The organism is Micromonospora sp. LH3U1 (assembly GCF_028475105.1).
In the GTDB taxonomy this organism is placed as follows: Bacteria; Actinomycetota; Actinomycetes; order Mycobacteriales; family Micromonosporaceae; genus Micromonospora.
The window spans coordinates 6,749,207-6,773,572 of sequence record NZ_CP116936.1 but is presented as its reverse complement, the minus strand read 5'-3'; the positions used below and the strand labels follow the sequence as shown (position 1 = coordinate 6,773,572).

Genomic DNA, 24,366 nt, shown 5'->3' with positions numbered 1-24,366 from the left:
GCTTGACCCGTGTCCGTCGTGGATCTCGTCCTGCTGCTGCTCATGCTCGTGTTCGCGATCAGCGGATACCGTCAAGGCTTCGTCATCGGCATCACGTCGCTGTCCGGCTTCTTCCTGGGTCTGCTGCTGGGCCTCCAGCTCGGGCCGCTGTTCGCCCGGCAGTTCGTGGACGCCGGCACCCGCGTGCTGATCTCGCTCGTGGCGATCTTCGGGCTGGCGGTGGTGGGGCAGGCGCTCGCTGGCTGGCTCGGCTCGCACCTGCGCAAGACGATCACCAGCGACGTGGGCAAACGGATCGACGACGTCGGCGGGGCATTCGTCTCGCTGTTCGCGGTGCTCCTGCTCGCCTGGCTGGTCGCCGTGCCGCTCGGCTCGTCCTCGGTGCCCTGGCTCGCCGCCTCGGTGCGCAACAGCGCGTTGATCACGGTGGTCAACCGGGTCCTGCCGGAGCAGGCCCACCAGTTGTCCACCGCGCTGGAGGACACCGTCGACACCGACGGGTTCCCGGACGTCTTCGGTGACCTCGCGCCCACGCGGGCCCGGCAGGTCGACCCGCCCGACCCGGCGCTGGCCGGTTCGCCGGTGGTGGTCAGCGGTCAACGGTCGGTCGTCAAGGTGCTCGGCTCCGCGCCCAGCTGCTCACGCCGCATCGAGGGATCCGGCTTCGTGTACGCCGACGACCGGGTGATGACCAACGCACACGTCGTCGCCGGCACCCGCTCGGTGGCTGTGGAGCTGGGCGGCGAGCGGTACGACGGCAAGGTGGTGGTCTACGACCCGGACCGGGACCTGGCCGTGCTGCTCGTGCCCGGGCTGCCCGGTCCGTCCCTGCGGTTCGCCGCCGGCAACGCGGGCAGTGGCTCCGACGCCATCGTGCTCGGCTTTCCGCTCGACGGCCCCTACAACGCGCAGTCGGCGCGGATCCGCGACGTCGACCGGATCAAAGGGCCGGACATCTACTCCTCCGGCGACGTCACCCGGGAGGTCTACACGATCCGTGCGCTGGTCCGCAGCGGCAACTCCGGCGGTCCGCTGCTCTCCGCCAACGGCCTGGTGCTCGGGGTGATCTTCGCGGCGGCGGCCGATGACCCGAACACCGGCTTCGCGGTGACCGCGGCCGAGGCCCGCCCGGTGGCGTTGGCCGGCGCCGAACGCAACCGGCAGGTCGCCACCGGCGAGTGCACCTGAGCGCCGGGCAGGGTCAGCTCCGGGCCGCCGCGGTCGGTCGCCCCACCGTCGGCAGCTTGGCCCGCCCCCACCGCAGCCCTCGGTCCAACACCGCGCGGGCCATGATGGCGACACAGGTGCCGCCGTTGAGGAAGGACGCCAGCACGTCGCTCGGGTGGTGCATTCCCCGATACATCCGGGTCAGCGCTACCCCCAGCGGCACCGTCAGCAACAGCGTCCACCAGGCGACCTTCGCCCCGGTGCTCCGCACCCGCAGCGCCATCAGCACCGCAATACCGACGTAGAGTGCCACCGCCGCCGAGGTGTGCCCGGACGGGAAGCTCGACGTGGGCGGTGAGACGTCCATGTGCTCCACCGCCGGCCGTCGTCGGTCGATCGCCAGCGTGGTCAGCAGGAACACCAGCGCCTGGGCGGTCACCGCCGCGCACAGGAACAGCGGCTCCCGCCAGCGCTTCAGCCAGAGGCGCAGCGCCAACGCCACCAGCACGGTGACCACGACGATCATCTGGGTGCTGGCCAGCGTGCTGAACACCAGCGAAACGTCGTTCCAGCCGCCGGTGCGGTCGGCGGCGAACTCCCGGTTCACCGCGTCCTCCACGGTGAACGGCCAGGTCCGGGCAAACACCCGGGTGACCAGCACCCCGAGCAGCACCATGACGCCGAGTAGGAGAGACACTGGCAGCAGCACCCGCCGGATGATCTGGACCACGGTGTCGGACATGCGTCGGCCAGTACCCGGCCGACCTCTCCGTCACACTCAGGCCTCTCCGGGATGGCGCTCGACCTCTGGAGCGACACCGTCACGGGCCGGCCGAACCGGCCGGAGTCCGGTGTGCGCCCGCCAACTGGTGAACGCCGCGGTGGTCGCCGCGACCACCGCCACACCGAGCAGGCAGCCGCCCAGCACGTCGCTGACGAAGTGCACGCCGAGCGCCACCCTGCTCAGCCCGGTCACCACGGTTAACAGCACCGCGGCGACCCAGAGCGCGGCCCGCGCGGCCCCCCGCTCGGCGTACGGCAGGAGCACCAGCAGCAGCACCCCGGCGGCCAGGGTGGCGTTCAGCGCGTGCCCGGAGGGGAACGAGTAGCCGGCGGCCCGTGCCACCGGTTCCAGCAACTCCGGCCGGTCCCGGCCAACGAGCAGCTTGAGCAGTGGACCGAACAACCCGCCGACCACCATGGTGGTGGTCGCCCAGAGGGCCAGCCGGCGGGCTCCCCGGCGCAGCAGCCAGATCACCAGGAGCAGGACGACTACGCGCAGCGGCATCGGCGCGAACACCTCGGTCCAGATCCGCATCAGTGTGACCCAGGCTGGGTGGTCGAGCGCGTAGCCGTGCAGCGCGTCGGTGACCGCCGTGTCCAGCCGGTGCAGCGGTGCCCAGGCGCCGAGCACCAGCAGCGCGAGCAGCGCGAAAGGCACCAGCACCAGGAACGCCGCCGTCGCGGCCAGGGTCAGCCGCAGACCCAGCGAATTGTCCGGGTCGAGTCGGCGGTGCCGCCAGGACGGCTGGCCGATGGGAGCGAGGGTGGGCGGCCGATGCGTACTCATGGGTCGGTTCTACCCGACCGGGCGACCGGTCAGGCCTGCTGGTGGGCCGCGATCAACGGACCCGTCGACGGAGCCGGCGCACCAGCAGAGCGGCGCCGCCGACCAGGGCGACGAGGAGCACGACCCCGGTCCACAGTTGCTCCGGTGCCGATGTGTCCTGGCCGCCCGCCGCCCGGGCCGTCCACCTGGTCTGCTGGCGGGGTGCGGTGAGACCGAGCGGATCACTGCCGGCACCGGCGACCGGGTCGTCGTCGGCCGAGCCGGGAGCCGGGCCGAAACCAGTCACACCCGGCGACTTCTGATCGTCCAGCGGGTTGGCGGTCACCGGTGGCACCTGGGCGGTCAGTGCGGCCACCGGGTCGACCACGCCGTACCCGAAGCGGTCGTCCCGCCCGGTCGGGCCGAGGTCCCGGGCGGTGGCCAGCAAGCGGTTGACGACCTCACCCGCGGGCATCTGCGGATAGCGGGACCGGACCAGCGCGGCGGTGGCCGTCACCAGTGGTGCGGCGAAGCTGGTGCCCTGCACCCGCCAGTACCCACTGGGGGGCTTCGGGCCGACCAGCCCGCTCGCGGGAGCGGTCAGCACCGTCGCCCGGCCGGTGATCGACCCGGACCACAGGTTGTCGCTGCTGCGCTCGAGGCCGGCGACCGCGATCACACCCGGCTCACGAGCCGGATACCAGACCTTGGTGTCGCTGGAGGTGGCCAGGTTGCCGGTGCAGGCGATCACGACCACGTCCCGGACGAACGCGTAGTCCAGGGCCGCGGCCAGGGCCGGGCTGTCGCCGCTGCCGCCCAACGACAGGTTGATCACACGGGCACCATGGTCGACCGCCCAGCGAACCCCCTGGGCGACGATCAACGCGTCGTCGTAGCGGTTCTGGTCGTCGAGCACCCGGACCGGCAGGATCCGGGCGTCCGGCGCGAGGCCGACCGCGCCCCGCTTGTCGTCGTTGCGCCCGGCGATCAGGCCGGCGACCGTCGTGCCGTGCCCCACCGGATCCGGGCCCGCACCACCACCGGGACCAACCAGGTCCACGCCGCGCAGCACCTGGCCGACCAGATCGGGATGGGTGCCGTCCACTCCGGAGTCGATCACCGCGACGGTCACGCCCCGACCGGTCGAGGTCCGCCACGCCGTTTCGGCCTGCAACTCGTCGAGCTGCCACTGCTCGTCGCGGACCTGGTCGGTGCGAGCGACGGTGTCGCCGGGGGCGAACGTCATCGGCGCGCCGCCGAGCTGTCCCCCGTTGGTGGGCGTGGCGACGGGCACGGCTGCCGCGGTCGGGGCCACGACGGCGAACGCCGCGGCCACACCGAGCAGCGCCCGAACGGTCGCCCGTTGGGCCGCCGACGGACCGCTGTGCCGCACCCCAGTCACATCCCCAGCCATTCATCCCGACGGAACCATGACGCTCGGAGATTACCGGTTTCCCCACCCGTCACGGGAAGAACCGGCGAGTCAGGTCACGGCGGCGGCAATTGTGCGAGCTGAACGAGGCGTACGCCCTCTCGTCGGGTGACCAGTCGGCCACGCCCCGGCGGCAGCGGTCCAGGCCTCACCGGCCCGACGAGTGCGCCCTCATCCGGGCTGCCCGCCATCACCAGCCCCGCGGTGGACAGCTCCCGCAGCCGCTGCACGATCGGCTCGTACTGGGCGCGACCCGCGCCACCGGATCGGCGGGCCAGCACCAGGTGCAGCCCGACGTCCCGGGCGTGCGGCAGGTGCTCCTCCAGCGCCCGCAACGGGTTCGCCGGCCCAGCCGCCACCAGGTCGTAGTCGTCCACCAGCACGAACAGCTCCGGCCCGGACCACCAGGACCGATCCCGCAACTGCTGCGGGGTGACCTCCGGCCCCGGGGCCCGCCGCTCCAGGTAGCCGGCGGCCGACTCGACCAGGTCGGCGGTGTGCGCCGCCGCGGTGCCGTACCCGATCAGGTGCGGTGTCTCGATGACACCGAGCAGGCTGCGCCGGTAGTCGACCAGGATCACCCGGGCCTGCTCGGGAGTGAACCGGGTGATGATCGACGTCGCCAGCGCGCGCAGGAACGACGATTTGCCGCACTCCGAGTCCCCGAAGACGACGAAGTGTGGCTCGGCGGCGAAGTCGAGCAGCACCGGCCGCAGGTCCGCCTCCGCGATCCCGATCGGTAACCGCAGTCCGGTCGTCGCGGCGAGGTCCAGGTCGGCGTACGGCAGCACCGGCGGGAGCAGCCGGATCCGGGGCGCCGGTGGGCCCGCCCACCCGTCGGCGACCCGCTTGACCAGATCGGCGGTGTCCCCGTTGGCGGCAGCGAGCTGGGGCAGCGCGGTGAGGAAGTGCAGGCCCTCCGCCGTCACCCCTCGGCCGGAGCGCTCCGGCACGTTCGCGGCCGCCCGCCGGGCCACCAGCGAGTCGGCCGGGTCGCCGAGGCGCAACTCCAGCCGGGAGCCGAACAGGTCCCGGATCGCCGGGCGGAAGTCCAGCCAGCGCAGCGCGCTGGCGACCACGTGCAGCCCGTACGACAGGCCCCGGGTGGCCAGGTCGGTGACCAGTGGCTCCAGGTCGTCGTACTCGCCTCGGATGCTGCTCCAACCGTCGATCACCAGGAACACGTCGCCGAACGGATCGGCGCCCGGCTGACTGATCGCCCCCGCCGCGGAGCGGCGCTGCCGGTACGCGGCCATCGACTCGACGCCCAACTCCCCGAAGCGGCGTTCCCGATCGGCCAGCAGAGTGGTCATCTCGCCGACGGTGCGCCGCACGGCGGTCGGGTCGGCACGTCCGGTCACCCCGCCCACGTGCGGGAGGTCGCGCAACGCGGCCAGCCCGCCACCACCGAAGTCGAGGCAGTAGACCTGCACCTCGGCCGGGGTGTGGGTGAGCGCCAGCGCGCAGATCAGCGTGCGGAGCGCGGTGGACTTGCCGCTCTGCGGTGCCCCGACCACCGCGACATGCCCGGCCGCGCCGTCCAGCGCCAGCCAGAGCAGGTCCCGGCGCTGCTCCAACGGCTTGTCCACGACGGCCAGTGGCACTCCGAGTGCGCCGTGCAGCTCCGGGTTGCCCACGGTGAGCCCGCGCTTCGGGTCCACCTCCAGCGGGCCGACCAACTCGTCCAGGGCCGGTGGTTGACCGAGCGGTGGGAGCCAGACCTGGTGAGCCGGCGGGCCCTGCCCGACGAGCCGGTCCACCAGCAGGTCGAGCAGGGTTTCCCGGCTGCTCTCGTCCTCGGCCACCGACGGCAGGGCCGGGGTGGCCGGCTCGGGCAGCGGCACCGTGTGGGTGGTGAAGGTGAGCAGCCGAGCACCCGCGCCGGCTGCCGCCCCCGCCGACGCGGCCCGGCGGCGGACGGCACCGGAGACGTACGCGGCCTTGAACCGGGCCAGCGGGTCGGTGCCGGCGCGCAGGTAGCCATGGCCCGGCGACCGGGGCAACTCGTGCGCGTCCGGTACCCCGAGCACGGTGCGGGACTCCAGCGCGGAGAAGGTACGCAACCCGATCCGGTACGACAGGTGGGTGTCGAGCCCGCGCAACCGGCCCTCCTCCAGGCGCTGGCTGGCGAGCAGCAGGTGCACGCCGAGCGACCGGCCCAGCCGGCCGATCTGCACGAACAGGTCGATGAAGTCGGGCTTGGCGGAGAGTAGTTCGGAGAATTCGTCGCAGATCAGCAGCAGCGACGGCAGCGGGGCCAGCGGGCTGCCGGCCGCCCGGGCCCGCTCGTAGTCGCGCACGCTGGCGAAGTTGCCGGCGCGCCGCAGCAGCTCCTGGCGGCGGACCAGCTCCCCGTTGATCGCGTCGACCATCCGGTCGACCAGGGGCAACGCGTCGGCCAAATTGGTGATCACGGCTGCGGTGTGCGGCAGCCGGTCGAAGGAGGCGAAGGTGGCGCCGCCTTTGAAGTCGACCAGCACGAAGTTGAGCTGCTCGGAGCTGTGCGTGGCGGCCAGCCCCAGCACCAGCGTGCGGAGCAGCTCGGACTTGCCGGAACCGGTCGCCCCGATGAGCAGGCCGTGCGGGCCCATCCCGTCCTGGGCGGACTCCTTGAGGTCCAGCTCGATGGCACCGCCGTCCGCGCCCACCCCGATCGGCACCCGCAGCCGGTCCCGTGCCGAGCGGGGCAGCCAGCCCTGCTCGGCCGTGAAGCTCTCCGGGTCGCCGAGACCGAGTAGCTCGGGAAGGCCCAGGTCGGCCTGGAGCGGGGCGTCCGGTCCGCGTGCCGCACCGGCGAGCCGGAGCGGCGCCAACCGTCGGGCGATCGCCTCGGCGTCGACGAGGTCCAGCTGGTCGGCGGTGCCCACCTCGGCGTGCCCATCGGACGACCACGAGTGCAGCCGCCGGCCGTGCAACTCCAGCAGCAGCGCGTACCGGTCCAGCAGCCGAGGCGGTGGGGTGTCCAGGTCCAGCACGGTGACCGCGTCGATGCCGCCGTCACCGGTCAGGTCGCTGGCGCCGGTGAGGTCGCCGCCGTCGAGGACCACCACGACGTGTGGGCCGTCGGTGGCCGCACCGGCCGGGCTGAACCGGGACCGGCTGGCCAGCACGTCGGCCAGCAGCCCTTCCAGTTCGGCGGCGGAGCTGGTGACCAGCCGTACCGGGCCGAGCGCGTCGGTGCGGCCGGGATGGTGGGCGTGCGGGAGCCATTTCACCCACTCCCAGCAGGTGCGGCGTTCCGGTCCGGCGCAGACCGCGACGAGCAGTTCGTCGGGGGCGTGGAAGACCGCGAGTTGGGTCAGCACGGCCCGGACCAGCGCCTGCGCCGCCGGGTCGCCGGTGGGTGGTCCGCTGGTGGTCGGGGTGCCACCCCCGGGACGGCCGGCGGGCCGGACGTGCACCCGGGCGAAGCTGCGCAACGACAGCGCCACCGGCAGGTCGGGCACCACGGAGTACGCGTCCAGGAAGCGGCGCAGCGCGCCGGCGGTCATCGGTTCCAGCTCCTCCAGCGGCCGGGTGACCGGCGGGACGAGCGGAGTGGCCAGGGTCTGTGGCCCGACGGCGACCCGCACCACGGCGAAGTCCGGGTCGGCGGGGCGCCGCTCCCAGACCCGGTGGCTGTCCACGGTCGACCAGAGCCCGCCCGGGTCCGGGTGCCGGTAGTAGAGGCCGGCACGCTGCTGTCCAGCGGTCCGTCGGACCCGGCGCCGCAGCGTGGCCAGGTGGCGCAGGTATTCCCTGCGGGCGGCCATCATCTCGGACTTCTTCGGGGTGCCGGAGGCGCTGCCCCAGGAGGTCACCAGCATCGCCAACGAGGAGAGCCCGAACATTCCGCCCACCACGTACGAGTAGGCGCCGCCGCCTCGGCCGAACATCATCGCCATCGCCACCGTGCCGCCGAGCATGGGCAGCAGCATGAACATCTGCTGCCACCGCCCGCCGGCCACCACGGGGATCTCCGGCGGCGCGTCGACCGGCAGTTCCCCGGCGGGGATCTCCGGCGCTGGTCGACGCGGCGGACGCTTGATGACGACGGTGGACACTCGGCCTCCTGACAGCGCTGGGTAACCCGAGCCTGGCTCATGGTAGGTAAAGTCCTGTCGTCCGCGCAGCCTCTGATCCCTATCGATATGGAGACCAGTCGATGACTACCGGGCTGGCCCGCGTCACCATCAGCGCGCCGCAACGACGGGTGGACGTCGCCCTGCCGGAGCAGGTGCCCCTGACCGAGCTGCTGCCCGACGTGCTCCGGCACGCCGGTGTCGGGCTGGCCGACGACGGCGAGCAGCACGGTGGTTGGGTTCTACGCCGCACCGACGGCGCGCTGCTGGCGACCGCCCAGGCGCTGCTGCCGCAGGGGGTCCGCGACGGTGAGGTGCTGCACCTCGTGCCGGCTCGCGCGCACTGGCCCGAGTTGGAGTACGACGACGTGGTCGAGGCGATCGCCGATGGTGCCCGCCGCCGGGGCGGGGCCTGGTCGCCCACCGCCACCCGGGCCGCCGGTCTGGCCGGTGCCGCGGTGCCGCTCTCCGTCGGTTTGCTCGCCCTGCTCGCAGGCGGCCCGACGCACCGTGCTGGCTGGCTGGCGGCCGCTGTGGTGGCGCTGGTGCTCACGGTGGCCGGCACGGTGGGCTCCCGCGCCAACGGCGACGGCACCGCCGGGGCGACGCTCGGCGGCTACGCGCTGCCGTACGCGTTCACGGCCGGCGCCCTCGCGGTCGGCTCCGGCGACCCGGTCGGGCCGTTCGGGCCGGCCCGCTGGGTGGGCGCTCCCGAGCTGCTGGCCGGCTCGGTGGCGCTGCTGCTGGTGGCGCTGATCGGCCTGCTCGGGGTGGCCAGCCGGCTGCGGGTCTTCGTGGCCGGTGTCACGGTCGGCCTGATCGGCGCCGGGGCCGCGCTCGGTGGGCTGCTGCTGACCCCGGCCGGTACGGCGGCGGTGCTGCTCAGCGCACTGGTCTTCGCCGTCGGCGTGATTCCGCTGCTGGCCATCCGGCTGGGCAAGCTTCCTTTGCCGCCCATCACCCTGCCGACCTCGACCGGCGCGGAAGAGCCGGAACGGGTCCGGGACCTGCCGGACCGGAGCCGGGTCCACGCCGCGGTGACCCGCACCGAGGAGATGCTGACCGGGATGTTGATCGGGCACGCCCTGCTGGCGGTGGCGGCGGCGGTCGTCCTCGGGGTTGCCGGCGGAACGGCCGGTCGGGTGCTGGTGGCGGTCACCTCGGCCGTGCTGCTGCTGCGGTCGAGGCTGTTCGTGGCGCTGCGGCACCGGGTGCCGACGGTGCTCGCCGGGCTGGCCGGCTACGCGGTGCTGGGCGCGGTGCTGGTCGGCCGGGCCGACGACGCCGGGCGGTTGGCGCTGATCCTGGGAGGTGCGGCGCTGGCCCTGCTGGCCGTCGCCGGTGGCACCGGGTACGCCCGCCGGCCGGTCTCGCCGTACCTCGGGCGAGTCGCGGACCTGACCGACACGGCACTGGTGGTCGCCGTGGTGCCGATCGCCTGCGCGGTTCTCGACCTGTACGACCGAGCCCGGGGGCTGCTCGGTTGAGCGGCCCCCGGGCCCGGTGCGTCAGCTGTCGTCAGTGGGCGGATTCGCCGCGCGCCTCGGCGTCCCTGGCCCGCTGGTAGGAGTTGTGGATCTCGGCCTCGGCCTCGGTGCGGCCGACCCAGGTCGCGCCCTCCACCGACTTGCCGGGCTCGAGGTCCTTGTACACCTCGAAGAAGTGCTGGATCTCCAGCCGGTCGAACTCGCCCAGGTGGTGGATGTCGCGCAGGTGCTCCTGGCGCGGGTCCTCGTAGGGCACGCAGAGGACCTTGTCGTCCCCGCCCTTTTCGTCGGTCATCCGGAACATGCCGATGGTGCGGCAGCGGATCAGGCAACCCGGGAAGGTCGGCTCCGGGACCAGCACCAGCGCGTCCAGCGGATCGCCGTCCTCGCCCAACGTGCCCTCGATGAACCCGTAGTCGGCCGGGTACTGGGTGGAGGTGAAGAGGGTGCGGTCCAACCGGATCCGGCCGGTCTTGTGGTCCACCTCGTACTTGTTCCGGTGACCCTTGGGGATCTCAACCGTCACGTCGAAATCCATCTGCACGCTCCCTCGTCTGCCCACGCTGGCTAACGGAACCACTGGCGGCCCTCCGGACGGGTGAATGCCCACCCGCCGACTCCGGCCGCCGCATAGTCTTCGGACCGAAGTAGTGTCACCCAAGCCGTTTTTCGCTGGGGGAGGAGGGGGTCGTGGGGAGGGAAGATTCACACTACCGCCCGGACGGGGGCTCCGCGCACGGTACCGGACGATCCGGCTCCGGTGGTGCCACGGGGCGGGTTCCGGTCCCCGAGGCACACCTTCCACGGGCTCCCGAGCCAGTGCCCTCGGCGCCGGAGACGGTGCCCGAGCGGCCTCCGCCGCTGCCCTGGCGCCCGCCGGCCGGGACGGTGTCGCCCAGCCCGAACACCGGTCGCTTCCCGGTCGTCGGCGGTGAGCGACCGGTGAGCGGCCCGCCGCGCGAGAACGCCGCGGTCCCGGTCAGCCCGCCGCCGCGCGGGAGCGCTGCGGTCCCGGTCAGTCCGGCGCCGGTCAGCCCGCCGTCCGGCCATGCGCCAACCACTCCCGACCCGACCGGCGTGCCACCGCTGGGTCCGCCGATCTCCGCACTGCCCGCGCCCGCCGGTGCCGCACCGGCACCGGCACCCGCGCCCGTCGCACCGCGCCGTCGGCGGCGGCTGCCGGTGGTGCTGGCCGTCGTGCTGCTGCTGGTGCTCGCCGGGGTCGGAGTCGTCGTCACCCGACCGGGCCCGGTCGCCGGATGGCTGGGCGACGACGCCGGGTCAGCGCCGAGCGCCGCTGCCCTGACGCCGGAGCCCGACCCGTCGGACGTGCTGGCCGGCCCGGATCCGAACGCCCCGGTGCCCACCCCCGACGGGGTTCGTGCCGCACTTGATCCGCTGGTCGGTGCCGCCGACCTGGGCGACCGGGTGAACGTCTCGGTGGCCGACGTGATCTCCGGCCAGACGCTGTTCGCCAAAGGGGCGGACGACGGCACGGTGCCCGCCTCGGTGACCAAGCTGGCGACCGCGGTGACCGTGCTGGCGGCCCGCGAACCCGGCTACCGGATTCCCACCCGGGCGGTTGCCGGCGCGCAGGCCGGCGAGGTGGTGATCGTCGGTGGCGGCGACCCCACTCTCGCGATCGACAAGAAGGGTTACTACCCGGGGGCGGCGCGCCTCGACGACCTGGCTGCCCAGGTGCGCACCGCACTCGGCGGAGCCACCCCGACCAGTGTCACGGTCGACGGCTCGGTCTACTCCGGCCCGGTCTACGGCCCGGGCTGGGACGACGACATCCCCACCGGCGGGTCTGGCGGCGCGGTGACCGCGTTGATGACCGACGGCGCGCGCAGGGACCCGGGCGTCGAGCACGGGTCCGCCGCGCGGTTCGCCGAGCCGGACCTGGCCGCCGGCAAGTCGTTCGCCCGGCTGCTCGGCGTGCCGGCCAGTGCCGTGAAGCGTGGAACGGCACCGGTGCCAGCCGCCGCCGGTGGCACCATCCCGGCACCGGGCACCGAGCTTGGCGTGGTGCAGTCTCCGCCGCTGATCCGTCTGGTCGACATCATGATCAGCGAGAGCGACAACCTGGTGGCCGAGGCGCTCGCCCGCCAGGTCGCGTTGGCCCGCAACCAGCCGGCCTCGTTCGACGGGGGCGCCGCCGCGATGGACGCGGAGGTGGCCGGGCTCGGCCTGCCCGCCGACGAGATCACCCTCTCCGACGGCAGCGGCCTGTCCCGACGCAACCGGATCAGCCCGTCGTTGCTGACCGACCTGGTGCGACTGGCGGCCAGCCCGGACCATCCGGAGTTGGCCGGTGTCTTCGGTGGCCTGCCGGTGGGTGGCTGGTCCGGGACCCTAAACGACCGCTACCGCAACGCCCCCGGCACCGGAGCCGGGGCGGGCACGGTGCGGGCCAAGACCGGCACGCTGACCGGGGTGCACTCCATCGCGGGCCTGGTCACCACGGCCGACGGTCGGCTGCTCACCTTCGCGGTGCTCACCGACAAGGTGCCCGGTGGGAAGGAAACCGCCCAGCCCGCGCTGGACCGGATCGCCGCCGCGCTGGCCGGATGCGGCTGCCGCTGACCGTCGCCGTTCGGGAGTTGTCGGCCCCGGCCGGAGGCGCCGTCGGCGTCGATCGAGGGCGCGAGGCCGGGCCGGGGTGTCGCGGCGCGGGTACGGTGGGTCCATGGCGCAGTTCGTGGACTGGGATCTGGCCGCCGCCACCGCGGGGGCTCTGAGCAAGTCGGGCCCCCGGGTGTCGTACGCCGAGGCCACTGACGTGGTCGGCGACCTGCGCCGGCTGACCGATGAGGCGGCCGGGCACGTGGCCGACTACACGGGGCTGCGGGCGCAGGTGGCGCATCCGCCGGTTCGGGTGGTCGACCGCCGCGACTGGGCCGCGACGAACATCGCCGGTCTTCGCGAGGTGATCACTCCGCTGGTGAGCCGGCTCTCCGGCGACAAGCAGCCGGGGGCGTTGACCGAGGCGATCGGGTCCCGGCTGACCGGGGTGCAGGCCGGGACCGTGCTGGCGTACCTCTCCGGCCGGGTGCTCGGCCAGTACGAGGTCTTCTCGGCCGACCCGGGCCAACTGCTGCTGGTCGCACCGAACATCGTCGAGGTGGAGCGCAAGCTCGGCGCCGACCCACGGGACTTCCGGCTCTGGGTGTGCCTGCACGAGGTCACCCACCGGACCCAGTTCACCGCCGTGCCGTGGATGCGGGCCTACTTCCTCAGCGAGGTGCAGGCGTTCGTCGACGCCTCGTCCAGCGGGAGCGAGCAGATGGTCGAGCGGCTGCGGCGCGGGGTGGCCACCCTGTCCGAGGCGGTCCGGGACCCGGAGAGCCGCACCAGCGTGCTGGACATCGTGCAGACCCCGGCGCAGCGGGCCGTGCTGGACCGGCTCACCGCGTTGATGACCCTGCTGGAGGGGCACGCCGAGTTCGTCATGGACGGCGTCGGCCCGCAGGTGATCCCGAGCGTGGAGCGGATCCGGGCGTCGTTCAACCGGCGCCGGGAGGCGGGCAACCCGCTGGAGAAGGCGATCCGCCGGCTGCTCGGCGTGGACGTCAAGATGCGCCAGTACGCCGAGGGACGCAAGTTCGTGCACGGTGTGGTGGAACGGGTCGGTATGGACGGGTTCAACTCGATCTTCAACTCGCCGCTCACCCTGCCTCGGCTGTCGGAGTTGGGCGACCCCGATGCCTGGGTCACCCGGGTGCACGGCCCGGCCGGCACCTTCCCGGCCGCTGGCTGATCACCCGCCGGTGGCCGCGCTCGCCCCGCCGGTGGCCGCGATCAGGGTGGCGGTCCGCCGAGCCCTGACCGGTCTGCCGTCCGGCGGGCCGGTCCTGGTCGCCTGCTCCGGCGGCGCCGACTCGCTCGCTCTTGCGGCGGCCACCGTGTTCGTGGCACCTCGGCTGGGCGGCTCCGCGGTGCTGGTGACCGTCGACCACGGCTTGCAGGACGGCTCCGCGCAGCGCGCCGAGACGGTGGCCACCTGGGCGCGTGGGGTCGGCTTCGCGTCGGCGACCGTGGTCCGGGTGGAGGTGGCCGGGCGACCCGGCGGGCCGGAGGCAGCCGCCCGGGAGGCCCGTTACCAGGCGTTGGCCGAGGTGGCCCGCCAGCAGAACGCGGCCGCGGTGCTCACCGGGCACACCCGCGACGACCAGGCGGAGACGGTGCTGCTCGCGCTCGCCCGGGGCGCCGGCCCACGCGGGCTGGCCGGGATGCCCGCCCGGCGGGAGCTGGACGGGGTGCCGCTGCTGCGTCCGCTGCTGGAGATCGGTCGGGAGCAGACGCGCGCCGCGTGCGCCGTGCTCGGGCTGAGCCCGTGGCAGGACCCGCACAACACCGACCCGTCGTACGCCCGGTCCCGCGTACGGGCCGATCTGCTGCCGGCGCTGGTGCGGGCGCTCGGGCCCGGTGTGGTGGACAACCTCGCGCGTACCGCCCGGCTGGTGGCGGCCGACAACGCCGCGCTCGACGAGTTGGCGGGAACGGCGCTGGCGGCGGCTCGATGTTCCGACGGAGGGCTCTCCGTGCCGGCGCTGGTCGCCCTGGTCCCCGCAGTACGTGGCCGGGTGCTGCACACCTGGGCGCGTGAGCTGGGCGCTTCGCCGGGCGCCCTGTCGTACCGGCACGTCGCTGCTCTGGACGCCCTGGTCACAGGCTGGCGCGGTCAGGGCCCTGCCGACCTCCCCGGAGGCATCCGGGTGCTTCGCCGCGCCGATCGACTGGCGTCGGTGGAGCCGACCTGACCAGCTGCTTCGGGTGGTGCGTCGGGTCGGCTGGCCTCAGCCGCTGACCGCCCGGTCCCGGAAGGTGGTCCGGTAACTGTGTGGGGTGGCGCCGACTCGGCGGCTGAAGTGGTGGCGCAGGGCAGCCGCGTCGCCGAAGCCGGACTGGTCGGCGACCGCCTCCACGCTCAACGGGGTCTCCTCCAGCAGCCGCCGGGCGAGCAGCACCCGCTGGTTGGTGAGCCAGTCGTGCGGGGTGGTGCCGGTCTCGGCGCGGAACCGGCGGGCGAAGGTACGCGGTGCCATACCGGCGCGGGCGGCCAGTTCCTCCACGGTGATCGTCCGATCCAGGTGACCCATCAGCCACTCCAGCACCGGCTCCAGGGTGGACGCCTCGGGGGCCTTCGGGATGGGCGCCTCGACGTACTGTGACTGGCCGCCGTCGCGGTGCGGCGGGACCACCATCCGCCGGGCCAGCCGGGTCGCGGTGGCCGAGCCGTGCTCCTGGCGGATCAGGTGCAGGCAGGCGTCGATGCCGGCCGCCGTGCCGGCGCTGGTGAGCAGCCGACCGTCCTGGACGTAGAGCGAGTTGCAGCGCACCCGGGCGCGCGGGTGCCGGCGTTGCAGCTCGTCCACGTACCGCCAGTGGGTCGTGCACTCGCGGTCGTCGAGCAGCCCGGCCTCGCCGAGCAGGAAGGCGCCGGAGCAGACGCTGAAGAGGTGGGCTCCGCGAGCGTCGGCGCGGCGCAGTGCGTCGAGCACCGGGCCGGGAACGGTCGTGCCCTGGCTGTGCGCGGGGATGGCCACCAGGTCGGCCTCGTCCACCGGGCCGAGGTCGGCGTGCGGGGTGAGGTGGAAGCCGGACGAGGTACGCACGGGAGCGCCGTCGGGGCTGCACACCTGGAAGCGGTAGCCGGGGAATCCGTCGGCTGTCCGGTCGGTGCCGAACACCTCCGCGAGCACGCCGAGCTCGAAGGGGGCGACCTGGTCGAGGGCGAGAACGGCGATGGACCTGAGCATGTGACGAGGGTAACCCGACAGGTGGCAGTAAATCGATGGGCAATGGCATTCCTGCCACTGTCCGGTCGGCGCGAGTGGTCGCAGACTGGTCTCAGTCCGGTGCGCACCGGCGGCGAAACCGACAGCAATCATGCGAAAGTGAGCGCCGCCATGGAGTTCCTGCTCTTCCTCCTGTTCCTCGTCCTGCTCGCCGTCGCCTCGGCGGCCGGCCTCACCCTCGACAGCCGCGATTCGGCCGACTGGAAGCCCAGCGACGACGGCCGCCGTTGGCGGTCACGCACCAACTGATGTGGTTAGGGTAATTTGCGAGGAAAATCCTCGGCGGGACCGCGCCAAAAGGTGCGGCCCCGCCGACGAAGGCCATCCGACGTACGGCAGGCTAGGAGTCATGGCTGATGGCTCCTGGTACGACGCCGACATCGACCACGTGATCATCTCCGAGGCACAGATTCGCGAGAAGACGGCGGAGCTGGCCAAGCAGATCTCCGCCGACTACGCCCACGTGACCGACGGACTGCTGCTGGTGTGCGTACTCAAGGGCGCGGTGATGTTCATGGCCGACTTCGCCAGGGCGTTGGGCCGCAACGGCCCGCCGGCCGAGCTCGACTTCATGGCCATCTCCTCCTACGGCCAGGGCACCACCTCCTCCGGGGTGGTCCGCATCCTGAAGGACCTGGACCGGGACATCGCCGGTCGGCACGTCATGGTCGTCGAGGACATCGTCGACTCCGGGCTCACCCTCTCCTGGCTGCTGCGCTACCTGGAGTCGCGCTCCGCGGCGAGCGTCGAGGTGGTCGCGCTGTTCCGTAAGCCGGACGCGGTCAAGGTGCCGGTCCCGGTGAAGTACGTCGGCTTCGACATCCCCACCGAGTTCGTGGTCGGGTACGGCCTGGACTTCGCTGAGCGCTACCGGGAGCTGCCGTACGTCGGGGTGCTGAAGCCCGAGGTCTACGCCCGCTCCTGACGCCGGACCCGACCTGTCGGGGCGATCCGGTGGCGGTGTGAGGCCGACTCGCATCGGCATTCATCAAGCCGACGTTCAGCGCGCTCTCAGCTGTTGCGGTTAACGTGGACCCCGGTGGCTCGGAGGTTACTCTGCGCTCGACCCCCTCGACCGCGTGACCGGGCGGTCAGGTGGCCGTGCCGGACTCCCCGCCACGCCGGTTTCTACCCGGACCCGCGCACGTCGTTGCGGGGCTGGTGGGCCTGCCCACGGTGCGCGCCGTCGATGTCGAAGGTGTGCCGAGTGCGGGGCTCGCAAGCTCGCGCCTCGCGTGCACGGTGTACCGTCGAATGACCGCGGCGCGGCAGTTTTCGCGCTTCGGGGTCGAGGCCGGCCCGCACGGCGGCTCCGACCGCCGCTCATGCGGCGACACCATCAGACGGTCAGGACGTCGATCAGGAGGATGCGGGCGCTCCGGCGCTCGACAACAGTATGGAACGTACGCGTTTCTTCCGCCGACCGGTGGTCTGGATCATCCTGGTCATCCTCGGCGCCGTTGTGCTCAGTCAGCTGTTCACCGCTGGTCCCAGCTACCACCGCGTGGACACTTCCGTTGCGCTCGATCAGCTGCACACTGCCAAGATCAACAAGGTCGTCTTCCAGGACAAGGAGCAGACGCTCCAGCTCGACCTGGCCGAGAAGACCAAGTTCGGTAAGACCGAGACCAACAAGATCGAGGCCCAATTCCCGTACCAGGCTGGCGACCAGGTCTGGAACGAGGTGCTGGACGCCAAGGCGGCCAACCGGGTCACCGGCCCGGCCGACGCCAAGGTCTCGTCGGACAGCATCTGGGTGAGCCTGCTGGTCAACCTGCTGCCGATCGCGCTGCTCGTCCTCCTGCTGCTGTTCTTCATGTCGCAGATGCAGGGCGGCGGCTCCCGGGTGCTCAACTTCGGCAAGTCCAAGGCGAAGATGATCACCAAGGACACTCCGAAGACGACCTTCGCGGACGTCGCGGGTGCCGAGGAGGCCGTCGAGGAGCTGTACGAGATCAAGGACTTCCTGCAGAACCCTGCGAAGTACCAGGCTCTGGGCGCCAAGATTCCGAAGGGCGTACTGCTCTTCGGCCCTCCCGGTACCGGCAAGACGCTGCTGGCCCGCGCGGTCGCCGGCGAGGCCGGGGTGCCGTTCTACTCCATCTCCGGCTCCGACTTCGTGGAGATGTTCGTCGGTGTCGGCGCCAGTCGGGTCCGTGACCTGTTCGAGCAGGCCAAGGCGAACGCCCCGGCGATCGTCTTCGTCGACGAGATCGACGCCGTCGGCCGGCACCGAGGTGCCGGCATGGGCGGCGGTCACGACGAGCGCGAGCAGACGCTCAACCAGCTGCTCGTCGAGATGGACGGCTTCGACACCAAGGGCGGGGTCATCCTGATCGCGGCCACCAACCGGCCGGACATCCTCGACCCGGCGCTGCTGCGCCCGGGCCGGTTCGACCGGCAGATCCCGGTGGACGCCCCCGACATGGAGGGTCGCAAGGCCATCCTGCGGGTGCACGCCAAGGGCAAGCCGTTCACCCCCGACGTCGACCTCGACGCGGTGGCGCGACGGACCCCGGGCTTCAGCGGCGCCGACCTGGCCAACGTGATCAACGAGTCGGCCCTGCTCACCGCCCGCAAGGACCAGCGGGCGATCACCAACGACTCGCTGGAAGAGTCGATCGACCGGGTGATCGCAGGTCCGCAGCGACGGACCCGCGTGATGAGCGACCAGGAAAAGAAGATCACCGCGTACCACGAGGGTGGGCACGCGCTGGTCGCCTGGGCGCTGCCGCACGCCGCGCCGGTGCACAAGGTGACGATCCTGTCCCGTGGTCGCTCGCTGGGCCACACCCTGGTGCTCCCGACCGAAGACAAGTACACCCAGACGCGCGCCGAGATGATCGACACCCTGGCGTACGCGCTGGGCGGTCGGGCCGCCGAGGAACTCGTCTTCCACGAGCCCACCACCGGTGCCGGCAATGACATCGAGAAGGCCACCCAACTGGCCCGCGCGATGATCACCCAGTACGGCATGAGCTCCAAGCTCGGCGCGATCAAGTACGGCACCAGCGGAGACGAGCCGTTCCTCGGCCGCAACATGGGCCACGAGCGGGACTACTCGGACTCGGTGGCCGCCGAGATCGACGGCGAGATGCGGGCACTGGTCGAGCTGGCGCACGACGAGGCCTGGGAGATCCTGGTGGAATACCGGGACGTCCTGGACAACATCGTGCTCGAGCTGATGGAGAAGGAAACCCTCTCCACGGCCGACATGGCGCGGATCTGCTCCCGGGTGGTCAAGCGCCCGCCGCTGGCGCCGTACAACGGCTTCGGCAAGCGCCAGCCCTCCACCGAGCCGCCCGTGCTCACCCCTGCGGAGAAGGACAAGCTCAAGGCGCAGGCCGAAGCCGACGGCGCGCAGGCGTCGGTCGGCGGCGGCGCGCCGTCCAACAACTCGGACGGCACGCACTGAGCAACGACCCGACGGCCAGCTCCCCACATCGGGAGCTGGCCGTCTCCGCGACCGAACCCGACGGCGACGACGAGCTGGACTACGTGGCCGCGCGGCTGATCAGCGGCAAGCTGACCGGCCGCCCCGTCGAGGACGCCGTCGACCTCGGCCGGATCGAGAAGGCCGTCCGCGAGATCCTGATCGCGGTCGGCGAGGACCCGGACCGCGACGGGCTCCAGCAGACCCCGGCCCGGGTCGCCCGCGCGTACGCCGAGCTCTTCGCCGGTCTGCGGGTCGACCCGGCCCAGGTGCTCAGCACCACCTTCGAGGCCAACCACGAAGAGCTGGTGATCGTCCGCGACATCGACGTGATGAGCCTCTGTGAGCACCACCTGCTGCCGTTCCGCGGCAGCGCGCACATCGGCTACATCCCCGGCCCGGACGGGCGGATCACCGGCCTGTCCAAGCTGGCGCGACTGGTCGAGGTCTTCGCCCGCCGGCCCCAGGTGCAGGAGCGGCTCACCTCGCAGGTCGCCGACCTGCTGATGAGCAAACTCGCACCGCGCGGCGTCGTCGTCGTGCTCAACTGCGAGCACATGTGCATGGCGATGCGCGGCATCCAGAAATCCGGTGCCAGGACCATCACGTCAGCGGTACGCGGCATCCTGCAGACGGACTCCAAGTCGCGGGCCGAGGCGATGGCGCTGATCATCCCCCGCTGACACTTCGATGCACCACGGCCGGCCGACACCCTTGCGGGACGGCCGGCCGTCCCGTTCGCGCACCCGTCCTCCCAGGGCTGGTCACCCAGCGAGCAGGGCCAGCAGCAGGCCAGCCGTGACCAGCACCGCCGGCACCAGGCACACCAGCGCGCCGAAGCGCACCGTCCGGTCGAGCCGCTCGGCAGGGCTGACGCGGAACAACCGCCCGATGGCCACCCAACCGGCGACGAACGCGACCGCCGGCATCGGCAGCCCGCAGATCAGCGCCGCCACACTGGCCGGCCCCACCCCCGTCGCCGCGTACACCGCGACCTGGATCAGCGGCACCAGCAGCGCAAACGGCCCGTACACCAGGAGGTTGCGCGCCGGCGCGGGCCAGGATCCCGGCCGGAACCGGCGGCGCGCCGCCAAGGCCGCGTCCGCCGCCTCGGCCCGGCCCCGCGCGGCCCGCAGCGCCGCCAGCACGGCCGCCGGGCCGCCCGCCATCGACCGGGCCGCCTCGGTCAGCTCCGGCGGCGACGGCACCAGAGAGATCGCCGGTACGCCCAACTCACGCAGCCGTTCCTGCTGGCTCGCCAGCCCGGTGCGGACCACCGTCAGCTCCTCCCGGGCGGCCTCCGCCGACCGGGCCTGCTCACCAGCTGCGGCAGCCGCGCTGCGGCGAACCCCGTCCAACTGACGAGCCGCGGCGAGGTACTCCGCCCAGGCCGTGCTGGGCTCGACCGCCGCTGGCGGAGCGCCCTCGCTCGCCGCAGCGGCCCGCTGCCGCCCCGGCCCGGTCACCGTCGCGTTCGGACTCATCTCGTCACCCACCGCCCGCACCACCGGATCACCCGGCCTCGTCGGCGAACGGCACCAGGACCGTGCCCCGCTCGTCCGGACCGTCCCAGAGCACCGCGCGGTCGGGGCGAACCCGCCACTCCACCGGCCGACCGAAGACCGCGGCCAGTTGCGCGACCGGCACGTCCAGCACGGCCACGGCGGTCAGCTTGTCGACCTCGCCCGCAGGATCGAGCAGCGCGGCGAACGGCGGCACCGCCCGCCACCAGCCCAGCAGGTGTCTCCCCGCCGGCGGGCCGTCCCGCAGCAACGCGCGCAGCTGGTCCACCGCCAGCTCCCGAGGGCCCGGCCGGTCCAGCCCGAAGACCACCAGATAGGTCGGCAGCTCGTCGGAGGTGTCCGCGAGCAGCGTCGGAAGATCCACCATCTCGGCCGAATGGCGGGTCGCCAACTCCGCCGTCAACGCCTCCGCGAGCGCTCGTGAGCCCGGGTCCGGTGCCGCCACCAGGAAGCGGGCGGTGCCCGGCGAATGGTGGTCCGCTGTGCTCCGGGCCGCCGTCGCCAGCAGCCCGCCCGCCGCAGCGCAGGACCCCAGCACCGCGAGGTTGCGCCCGGCCGCCGGCCCCAACGGCACGGCGACCGTCGAGCGGGCCACGTCCACCGCCCGGCCCAGTAGGGCCGCCGGCCCATGTGCCTGCCCCGCCAGCGCCGCCCGGTGTCGCGGATCGTTGCCCAGCAGCGGCCGGGCGTACCCGGCGAAGACCACCGGCGGCACCGAACCGGCCGGCCGGGCCGCCCACAGCTCGTGCCGCAGCTCCTCCACCACCTCCGGGTGGTCCTGCGGGTCGGGGTGACGGATCAGCCGTTCGTGACCTCGGGTCGCACCCCGGGGGCCGCCGAGCCCGCCAGCGGTGTTCACCACCGCGCTGCCCACCGGCAGGCCGGCGGCCGAGTCGTTCGTCGGCTCCAGCACCGGGCTGCCGCCCGGCAGCGCCACCCGCACCGGGAACTGCCCCAGCACCGAATCCCGATGACCGGCATCCGCGCGCGCACTCAGGCCCAGCTCGCCCGCACCGGCCAACACCAGGTGCACGCCGTACGCCCGACCGGCCCGAGCCAGCCCGTCCAACTGGGCGGCAACCTCAGTGGCCAGCCGGTCCCGCTCGGCGAAGAGCAGCGGCACATTGTCCAACACACAGACGATCCGCGGCAGCGGCTGGTGCTGACGCAGCTCAGCGAAGCGTTGCCCGCCAGCCCGCGCCCCGGCCTCCGTCCGGCGCTGCACCTCGGCCGTCAACTCGTCGAGCAGGTCCCGGACGTACTCCCGGTCGGCGGCCATCGCGGCCGCGCGCACCTGCGGAATCCACGACCGGTCCCGCTCCGTCTGCAGGAACTCCACGAAGGACTCACCATCGCCGAGATCCACCAGGTAGAACGCCAGCTCGTCCGGGCCGTACCGGGCGGCCAGGCTGAGCAGCGCGGTGGTCAGGAACGCCGCGCGGCCCGCCGCCGACCGGCCGCTGACCAGCCAGTGCGGGGTCAGCTCGGTGAAGCCCAGCGGCACCGACCGTCCCCCGGCATCACCAACCGTCGTGGTCAGCCCCTCCGCGGAATCCGACTCCCACAGCCGCTCACCCGTCGGCGGCAGCAGAGCCGCCAACGCCAACCGGGAACCCGCCTCCACCTGCTCAGCGAGCCGCCGACAGACCGCGTCGACCAACTCGGCCGGTGGGTCCGACTCGACGAAGACCGGTGAGTTCAACCCGCCCGGCGGATCGGCGCCCGGGCTGGCGAAGGACGCCCCCGGCGGGTCACCGAGCAGCGCGTACGCGTTGCGCAGCGCCAGAGGCGTGGTGTTCGGCAACGGCGCCCGGGCCGCGTACGGGCCGGCGGGAGGCCAACCGGCCACCACCAGGTGCAGCCCTGCGGCCGGCCCCTGCTCGGCCAACGCCTCAATGCGCGCCAGATCGGTCGTGCCGGTCGGCTCCGGCAGTGCGGCGATCACCAGCAACAACGTACGGTCGTGGCGGCGCCGCCCGCTCGCGCCCGGCGTGACCCACTGCTCCGCCTCGGTCAGCACCGCGCGCAGACCCGCCACGTCCACCGCGGGCGGCGGCAGCAGGCCAGCATCACCGAGCGCGCCGAACGGCGTCAACACGGCGCCGGTGGCATCCACCGCGCGAACCAGCAGCGCGCCCGCCGGCGTCGCACCCAGCAACCGCAGAAGTACGGCCCGGAGCAACCCCGCCACCCGTGGCTCCCGGGCGTCAGCGTCCACACTCAGATGACCGGTGCCGAGCAGTGGCACCAATGCGGGGAAACGGGCGTCATCCAACGGCGCCGCCGTGCCGACCCGGACGAACGGCGGAGGGCCATCACCCGCCGGCGAGCCCACGGTGAGCGAGTCCAGTGTCGCGCCCGACCAACCCGGAGCCAGCCGTGCCGCAACCGCCCGCAAGCGGTCGGCCACCTCGTACTGACGGCGCTGATCGGCCGGAGCCGGCCGGGTCTCGTCGAGGATCCCAGCGGCGGCGGTCGCAACGGCCGCGGCGCGACGATGCAGGGCTGCGGCGCGGTTCGTGCGTGCCTTCGGACCGGCCACCGCGTCCACCCCCTCTGCCCGAGGTTGGCAACCCCTCCCCGAGCAAGACGGTATCCCAGCCGAGTCCGCTCCTCCGGTAGGCGCCTCGGCAATGCGCCGGTGTTGTCGTGGATCTCACCGGTGGGGAGGGGTCCGTCACGATCCGCTGGATCTGAGGCATTGGCTCCGGGGCGTCCAGCGGATAACTTCAGGAGGTGGAATCAGTGCAGCCCTCCGCCGGTTCCCAGGTCTCCCGCGTACCGGCCCAACGGACACCCGACGAGCAGCTACCGCCGGCCCCGGTAACGCCGGCGCCACAGCCGCCGCGCCGCCGGTTTCGGACCGTGCTCACCGTCGTCGCGGGGGTGCTCGCTCTACTCAGCATCGGCGCTGCCATCACCGGCTACGTGCTGTACAACCGCGCGGCAGCCCCGGATCGCAGCGCACCCGACGTAGTGGTGGACAACTATCTCCGCGCATTTCTGGTGGATCGCAACGACGCGAGAGCGGACCTCTTCACCTGTGAGGGTGGCGCCGACCTTCAGGCCGTTCGGGATCTCCGAGTTGAGACTGAGCAGCGAGAATCGAAGTTTGGCGTCACTGTGCGAGTCAGTTGGGGCCCACTTACTCGCACGCCGTCTGGTGACGGAGAATCCGTAGGCACGACGCTGACCATTGCCGGGTCAGCCGATGGTGTCCCTCGAAGCAGTCGGCGAGAGGACTGGACGTTCAGCGTCGTCGAGGATAGCGATGGCTGGCGAGTCTGCGGCGGCACACTGGGCTAGCTGATGTCACTCGATCCATAAGAGATGCACCGGAACTTCCAGGGTCGTAGGTGACTGGCCGCGCCAGGCCCAGCGGTACCACTCCACCTCGGGTGTGATCCGAACGCAGATGTCCCCCTCGGCACCCGAGTAGGTCTCAGTGACAGCTCGTAGGTCGCGGTGCTCCACACCGCCCTCGACGTGCACCACCCTGCGCCCGGTGACGGCGTCCGCCTCGATGACGGGCGTGGGGGTCCGGTGAGCCGGGCCGTCCAGCGAGACCAACCGGAGGCCGGTGTCGCGGGCACCCTCCGACCCTGGTCCGCTGCCGACCGTCTCCACCCAGACTCGATCCACCGGTACCAGTGGTGCGAACACCTCGACCTGCTCAGCCTCGGCCCGGTACCACTCGTGCTCGGGGATCACGGGCACGTACGTCCGGGCGCCCTGCACCACCCGGTCGTCGGCCCGCAGGTCGCCCCGCCAGCCCAGCCCTGGCAGACCGACCAGCACCCGCCCCCCGCGCAGCTCCACCCGGTCGGTGGCGGGCACGATCGCCAGTGGCCGGGGTGGCCGAGGCGCCCAGTCAGGCTGGTCGGCGAACGGGTCCGGCAGGGGGCCGCTCATG

At 72.7% G+C, this 24,366-nt stretch carries 19 protein-coding genes; 10 read left to right on the top strand and 9 right to left on the bottom strand.

The genetic code is table 11. The annotated features are described in order from the left end of the window. Positions 1-9: 9 nt before the first annotated feature. On the top strand, positions 10-1,188 hold the full coding sequence (locus PCA76_RS31090) for a MarP family serine protease (protein ID WP_272614025.1): 1,179 nt from the start codon (positions 10-12) through the stop codon (positions 1,186-1,188). Between the two features lie 13 nt (positions 1,189-1,201). On the opposite strand, the gene PCA76_RS31085 is transcribed toward PCA76_RS31090, so the two are convergent. The 4 genes from PCA76_RS31085 to eccCa all read right to left on the bottom strand — a co-directional run bounded on the left by PCA76_RS31085 (position 1,202) and on the right by eccCa (position 8,191). Continuing rightward, positions 1,202-1,909, bottom strand: a complete 708-nt coding sequence (locus PCA76_RS31085) for a phosphatase PAP2 family protein (RefSeq protein ID WP_272614024.1) — start codon at positions 1,907-1,909, stop codon at positions 1,202-1,204. Between the two features lie 36 nt (positions 1,910-1,945). Beyond that, positions 1,946-2,737 carry a phosphatase PAP2 family protein gene (locus tag PCA76_RS31080; protein WP_272614023.1) on the bottom strand — a complete coding sequence of 264 codons (792 nt, stop codon included), beginning with the start codon at positions 2,735-2,737 and terminating at the stop codon, positions 1,946-1,948. Positions 2,738-2,789: 52 nt separating this feature from the next. Continuing rightward, positions 2,790-4,130: a type VII secretion-associated serine protease mycosin gene (mycP, locus tag PCA76_RS31075; RefSeq protein ID WP_272614022.1), complete on the bottom strand. Its 1,341-nt coding sequence runs from the start codon at positions 4,128-4,130 to the stop codon at positions 2,790-2,792. 74 nt (positions 4,131-4,204) lie between these two features. After that, positions 4,205-8,191 carry a type VII secretion protein EccCa gene (gene eccCa / locus PCA76_RS31070; RefSeq protein WP_272614020.1) on the bottom strand — a complete coding sequence of 1,329 codons (3,987 nt, stop codon included), beginning with the start codon at positions 8,189-8,191 and terminating at the stop codon, positions 4,205-4,207. Positions 8,192-8,292: 101 nt separating this feature from the next. Between eccCa and eccD the strand changes: the two genes are divergently transcribed. Continuing rightward, a complete protein-coding gene (gene eccD / locus PCA76_RS31065; protein WP_272614019.1) occupies positions 8,293-9,696 on the top strand; it encodes a type VII secretion integral membrane protein EccD in 1,404 nt (467 codons plus the stop codon). A 31-nt stretch (positions 9,697-9,727) separates the two neighbouring features. Here the strand turns inward: eccD and PCA76_RS31060 are convergent, their stop codons facing one another. Beyond that, positions 9,728-10,234: an inorganic diphosphatase gene (locus PCA76_RS31060; RefSeq protein ID WP_272614018.1), complete on the bottom strand. Its 507-nt coding sequence runs from the start codon at positions 10,232-10,234 to the stop codon at positions 9,728-9,730. A 569-nt stretch (positions 10,235-10,803) separates the two neighbouring features. Here PCA76_RS31060 and dacB point away from each other — a divergent pair. From dacB to tilS, 3 genes are all read left to right on the top strand, one after another. Further along, positions 10,804-12,282 (top strand): D-alanyl-D-alanine carboxypeptidase/D-alanyl-D-alanine endopeptidase, encoded by a 1,479-nt coding sequence (gene dacB / locus PCA76_RS31055; protein ID WP_272619759.1) that lies wholly within the window; start codon positions 10,804-10,806, stop codon positions 12,280-12,282. A gap of 103 nt (positions 12,283-12,385) precedes the next feature. Beyond that, positions 12,386-13,456, top strand: a complete 1,071-nt coding sequence (locus tag PCA76_RS31050) for a zinc-dependent metalloprotease (RefSeq protein WP_272614016.1) — start codon at positions 12,386-12,388, stop codon at positions 13,454-13,456. A gap of 10 nt (positions 13,457-13,466) precedes the next feature. Then, on the top strand, positions 13,467-14,459 hold the full coding sequence (gene tilS, locus PCA76_RS31045; RefSeq protein ID WP_272614014.1) for a tRNA lysidine(34) synthetase TilS: 993 nt from the start codon (positions 13,467-13,469) through the stop codon (positions 14,457-14,459). A gap of 36 nt (positions 14,460-14,495) precedes the next feature. Here the strand turns inward: tilS and PCA76_RS31040 are convergent, their stop codons facing one another. After that, positions 14,496-15,458, bottom strand: coding sequence for a GlxA family transcriptional regulator (locus PCA76_RS31040; RefSeq protein WP_272614013.1), 963 nt, complete (start codon positions 15,456-15,458; stop codon positions 14,496-14,498). A 138-nt stretch (positions 15,459-15,596) separates the two neighbouring features. Between PCA76_RS31040 and PCA76_RS31035 the strand changes: the two genes are divergently transcribed. The 4 genes from PCA76_RS31035 (at position 15,597) to folE (ending at position 19,613) form a co-directional block, all read left to right on the top strand. Further along, on the top strand, positions 15,597-15,746 hold the full coding sequence (locus PCA76_RS31035) for a hypothetical protein (RefSeq protein ID WP_272614012.1): 150 nt from the start codon (positions 15,597-15,599) through the stop codon (positions 15,744-15,746). A gap of 100 nt (positions 15,747-15,846) precedes the next feature. Then, positions 15,847-16,422: a hypoxanthine phosphoribosyltransferase gene (gene hpt, locus PCA76_RS31030; protein ID WP_272614011.1), complete on the top strand. Its 576-nt coding sequence runs from the start codon at positions 15,847-15,849 to the stop codon at positions 16,420-16,422. A 471-nt stretch (positions 16,423-16,893) separates the two neighbouring features. Next, complete coding sequence (gene ftsH / locus PCA76_RS31025) at positions 16,894-18,912, top strand: ATP-dependent zinc metalloprotease FtsH (protein WP_272614009.1); 2,019 nt, start codon at positions 16,894-16,896, stop codon at positions 18,910-18,912. 35 nt (positions 18,913-18,947) lie between these two features. Beyond that, positions 18,948-19,613 (top strand): GTP cyclohydrolase I FolE, encoded by a 666-nt coding sequence (folE, locus tag PCA76_RS31020; RefSeq protein WP_272619757.1) that lies wholly within the window; start codon positions 18,948-18,950, stop codon positions 19,611-19,613. 81 nt (positions 19,614-19,694) lie between these two features. Here folE and PCA76_RS31015 read toward each other — a convergent pair whose 3' ends face one another. Further along, positions 19,695-20,414 (bottom strand): hypothetical protein, encoded by a 720-nt coding sequence (locus tag PCA76_RS31015; RefSeq protein ID WP_272614008.1) that lies wholly within the window; start codon positions 20,412-20,414, stop codon positions 19,695-19,697. Between the two features lie 28 nt (positions 20,415-20,442). Then, positions 20,443-23,004, bottom strand: a complete 2,562-nt coding sequence (locus tag PCA76_RS31010) for an FtsK/SpoIIIE domain-containing protein (RefSeq protein WP_272614007.1) — start codon at positions 23,002-23,004, stop codon at positions 20,443-20,445. Between the two features lie 194 nt (positions 23,005-23,198). Between PCA76_RS31010 and PCA76_RS31005 the strand changes: the two genes are divergently transcribed. Continuing rightward, positions 23,199-23,759: a hypothetical protein gene (locus PCA76_RS31005; protein ID WP_272619755.1), complete on the top strand. Its 561-nt coding sequence runs from the start codon at positions 23,199-23,201 to the stop codon at positions 23,757-23,759. 6 nt (positions 23,760-23,765) lie between these two features. On the opposite strand, the gene PCA76_RS31000 is transcribed toward PCA76_RS31005, so the two are convergent. Then, positions 23,766-24,365 (bottom strand): hypothetical protein, encoded by a 600-nt coding sequence (locus PCA76_RS31000; protein ID WP_272614005.1) that lies wholly within the window; start codon positions 24,363-24,365, stop codon positions 23,766-23,768. Position 24,366: the final 1 nt, after the last annotated feature.

Bases quoted from the DNA above. Each gene is read 5' to 3' on its own strand.
- PCA76_RS31085 (WP_272614024.1), bottom strand. From the start codon at position 1,909: ATGTCCGACACCGTGGTCCAGATCATCCGGCGGGTGCTGCTGCCAGTG.
- eccD (WP_272614019.1), top strand. From the start codon at position 8,293: ATGACTACCGGGCTGGCCCGCGTCACCATCAGCGCGCCGCAACGACGG.
- PCA76_RS31060 (WP_272614018.1), bottom strand. From the start codon at position 10,234: ATGGATTTCGACGTGACGGTTGAGATCCCCAAGGGTCACCGGAACAAG.
- PCA76_RS31080 (WP_272614023.1), bottom strand. From the start codon at position 2,737: ATGAGTACGCATCGGCCGCCCACCCTCGCTCCCATCGGCCAGCCGTCC.
- PCA76_RS31000 (WP_272614005.1), bottom strand. From the start codon at position 24,365: ATGAGCGGCCCCCTGCCGGACCCGTTCGCCGACCAGCCTGACTGGGCG.
- PCA76_RS31040 (WP_272614013.1), bottom strand. From the start codon at position 15,458: ATGCTCAGGTCCATCGCCGTTCTCGCCCTCGACCAGGTCGCCCCCTTC.
- mycP (WP_272614022.1), bottom strand. From the start codon at position 4,130: ATGGCTGGGGATGTGACTGGGGTGCGGCACAGCGGTCCGTCGGCGGCC.
- PCA76_RS31050 (WP_272614016.1), top strand. From the start codon at position 12,386: ATGGCGCAGTTCGTGGACTGGGATCTGGCCGCCGCCACCGCGGGGGCT.
- hpt (WP_272614011.1), top strand. From the start codon at position 15,847: ATGGCTGATGGCTCCTGGTACGACGCCGACATCGACCACGTGATCATC.
- PCA76_RS31015 (WP_272614008.1), bottom strand. From the start codon at position 20,414: ATGAGTCCGAACGCGACGGTGACCGGGCCGGGGCGGCAGCGGGCCGCT.
- ftsH (WP_272614009.1), top strand. From the start codon at position 16,894: ATGGAACGTACGCGTTTCTTCCGCCGACCGGTGGTCTGGATCATCCTG.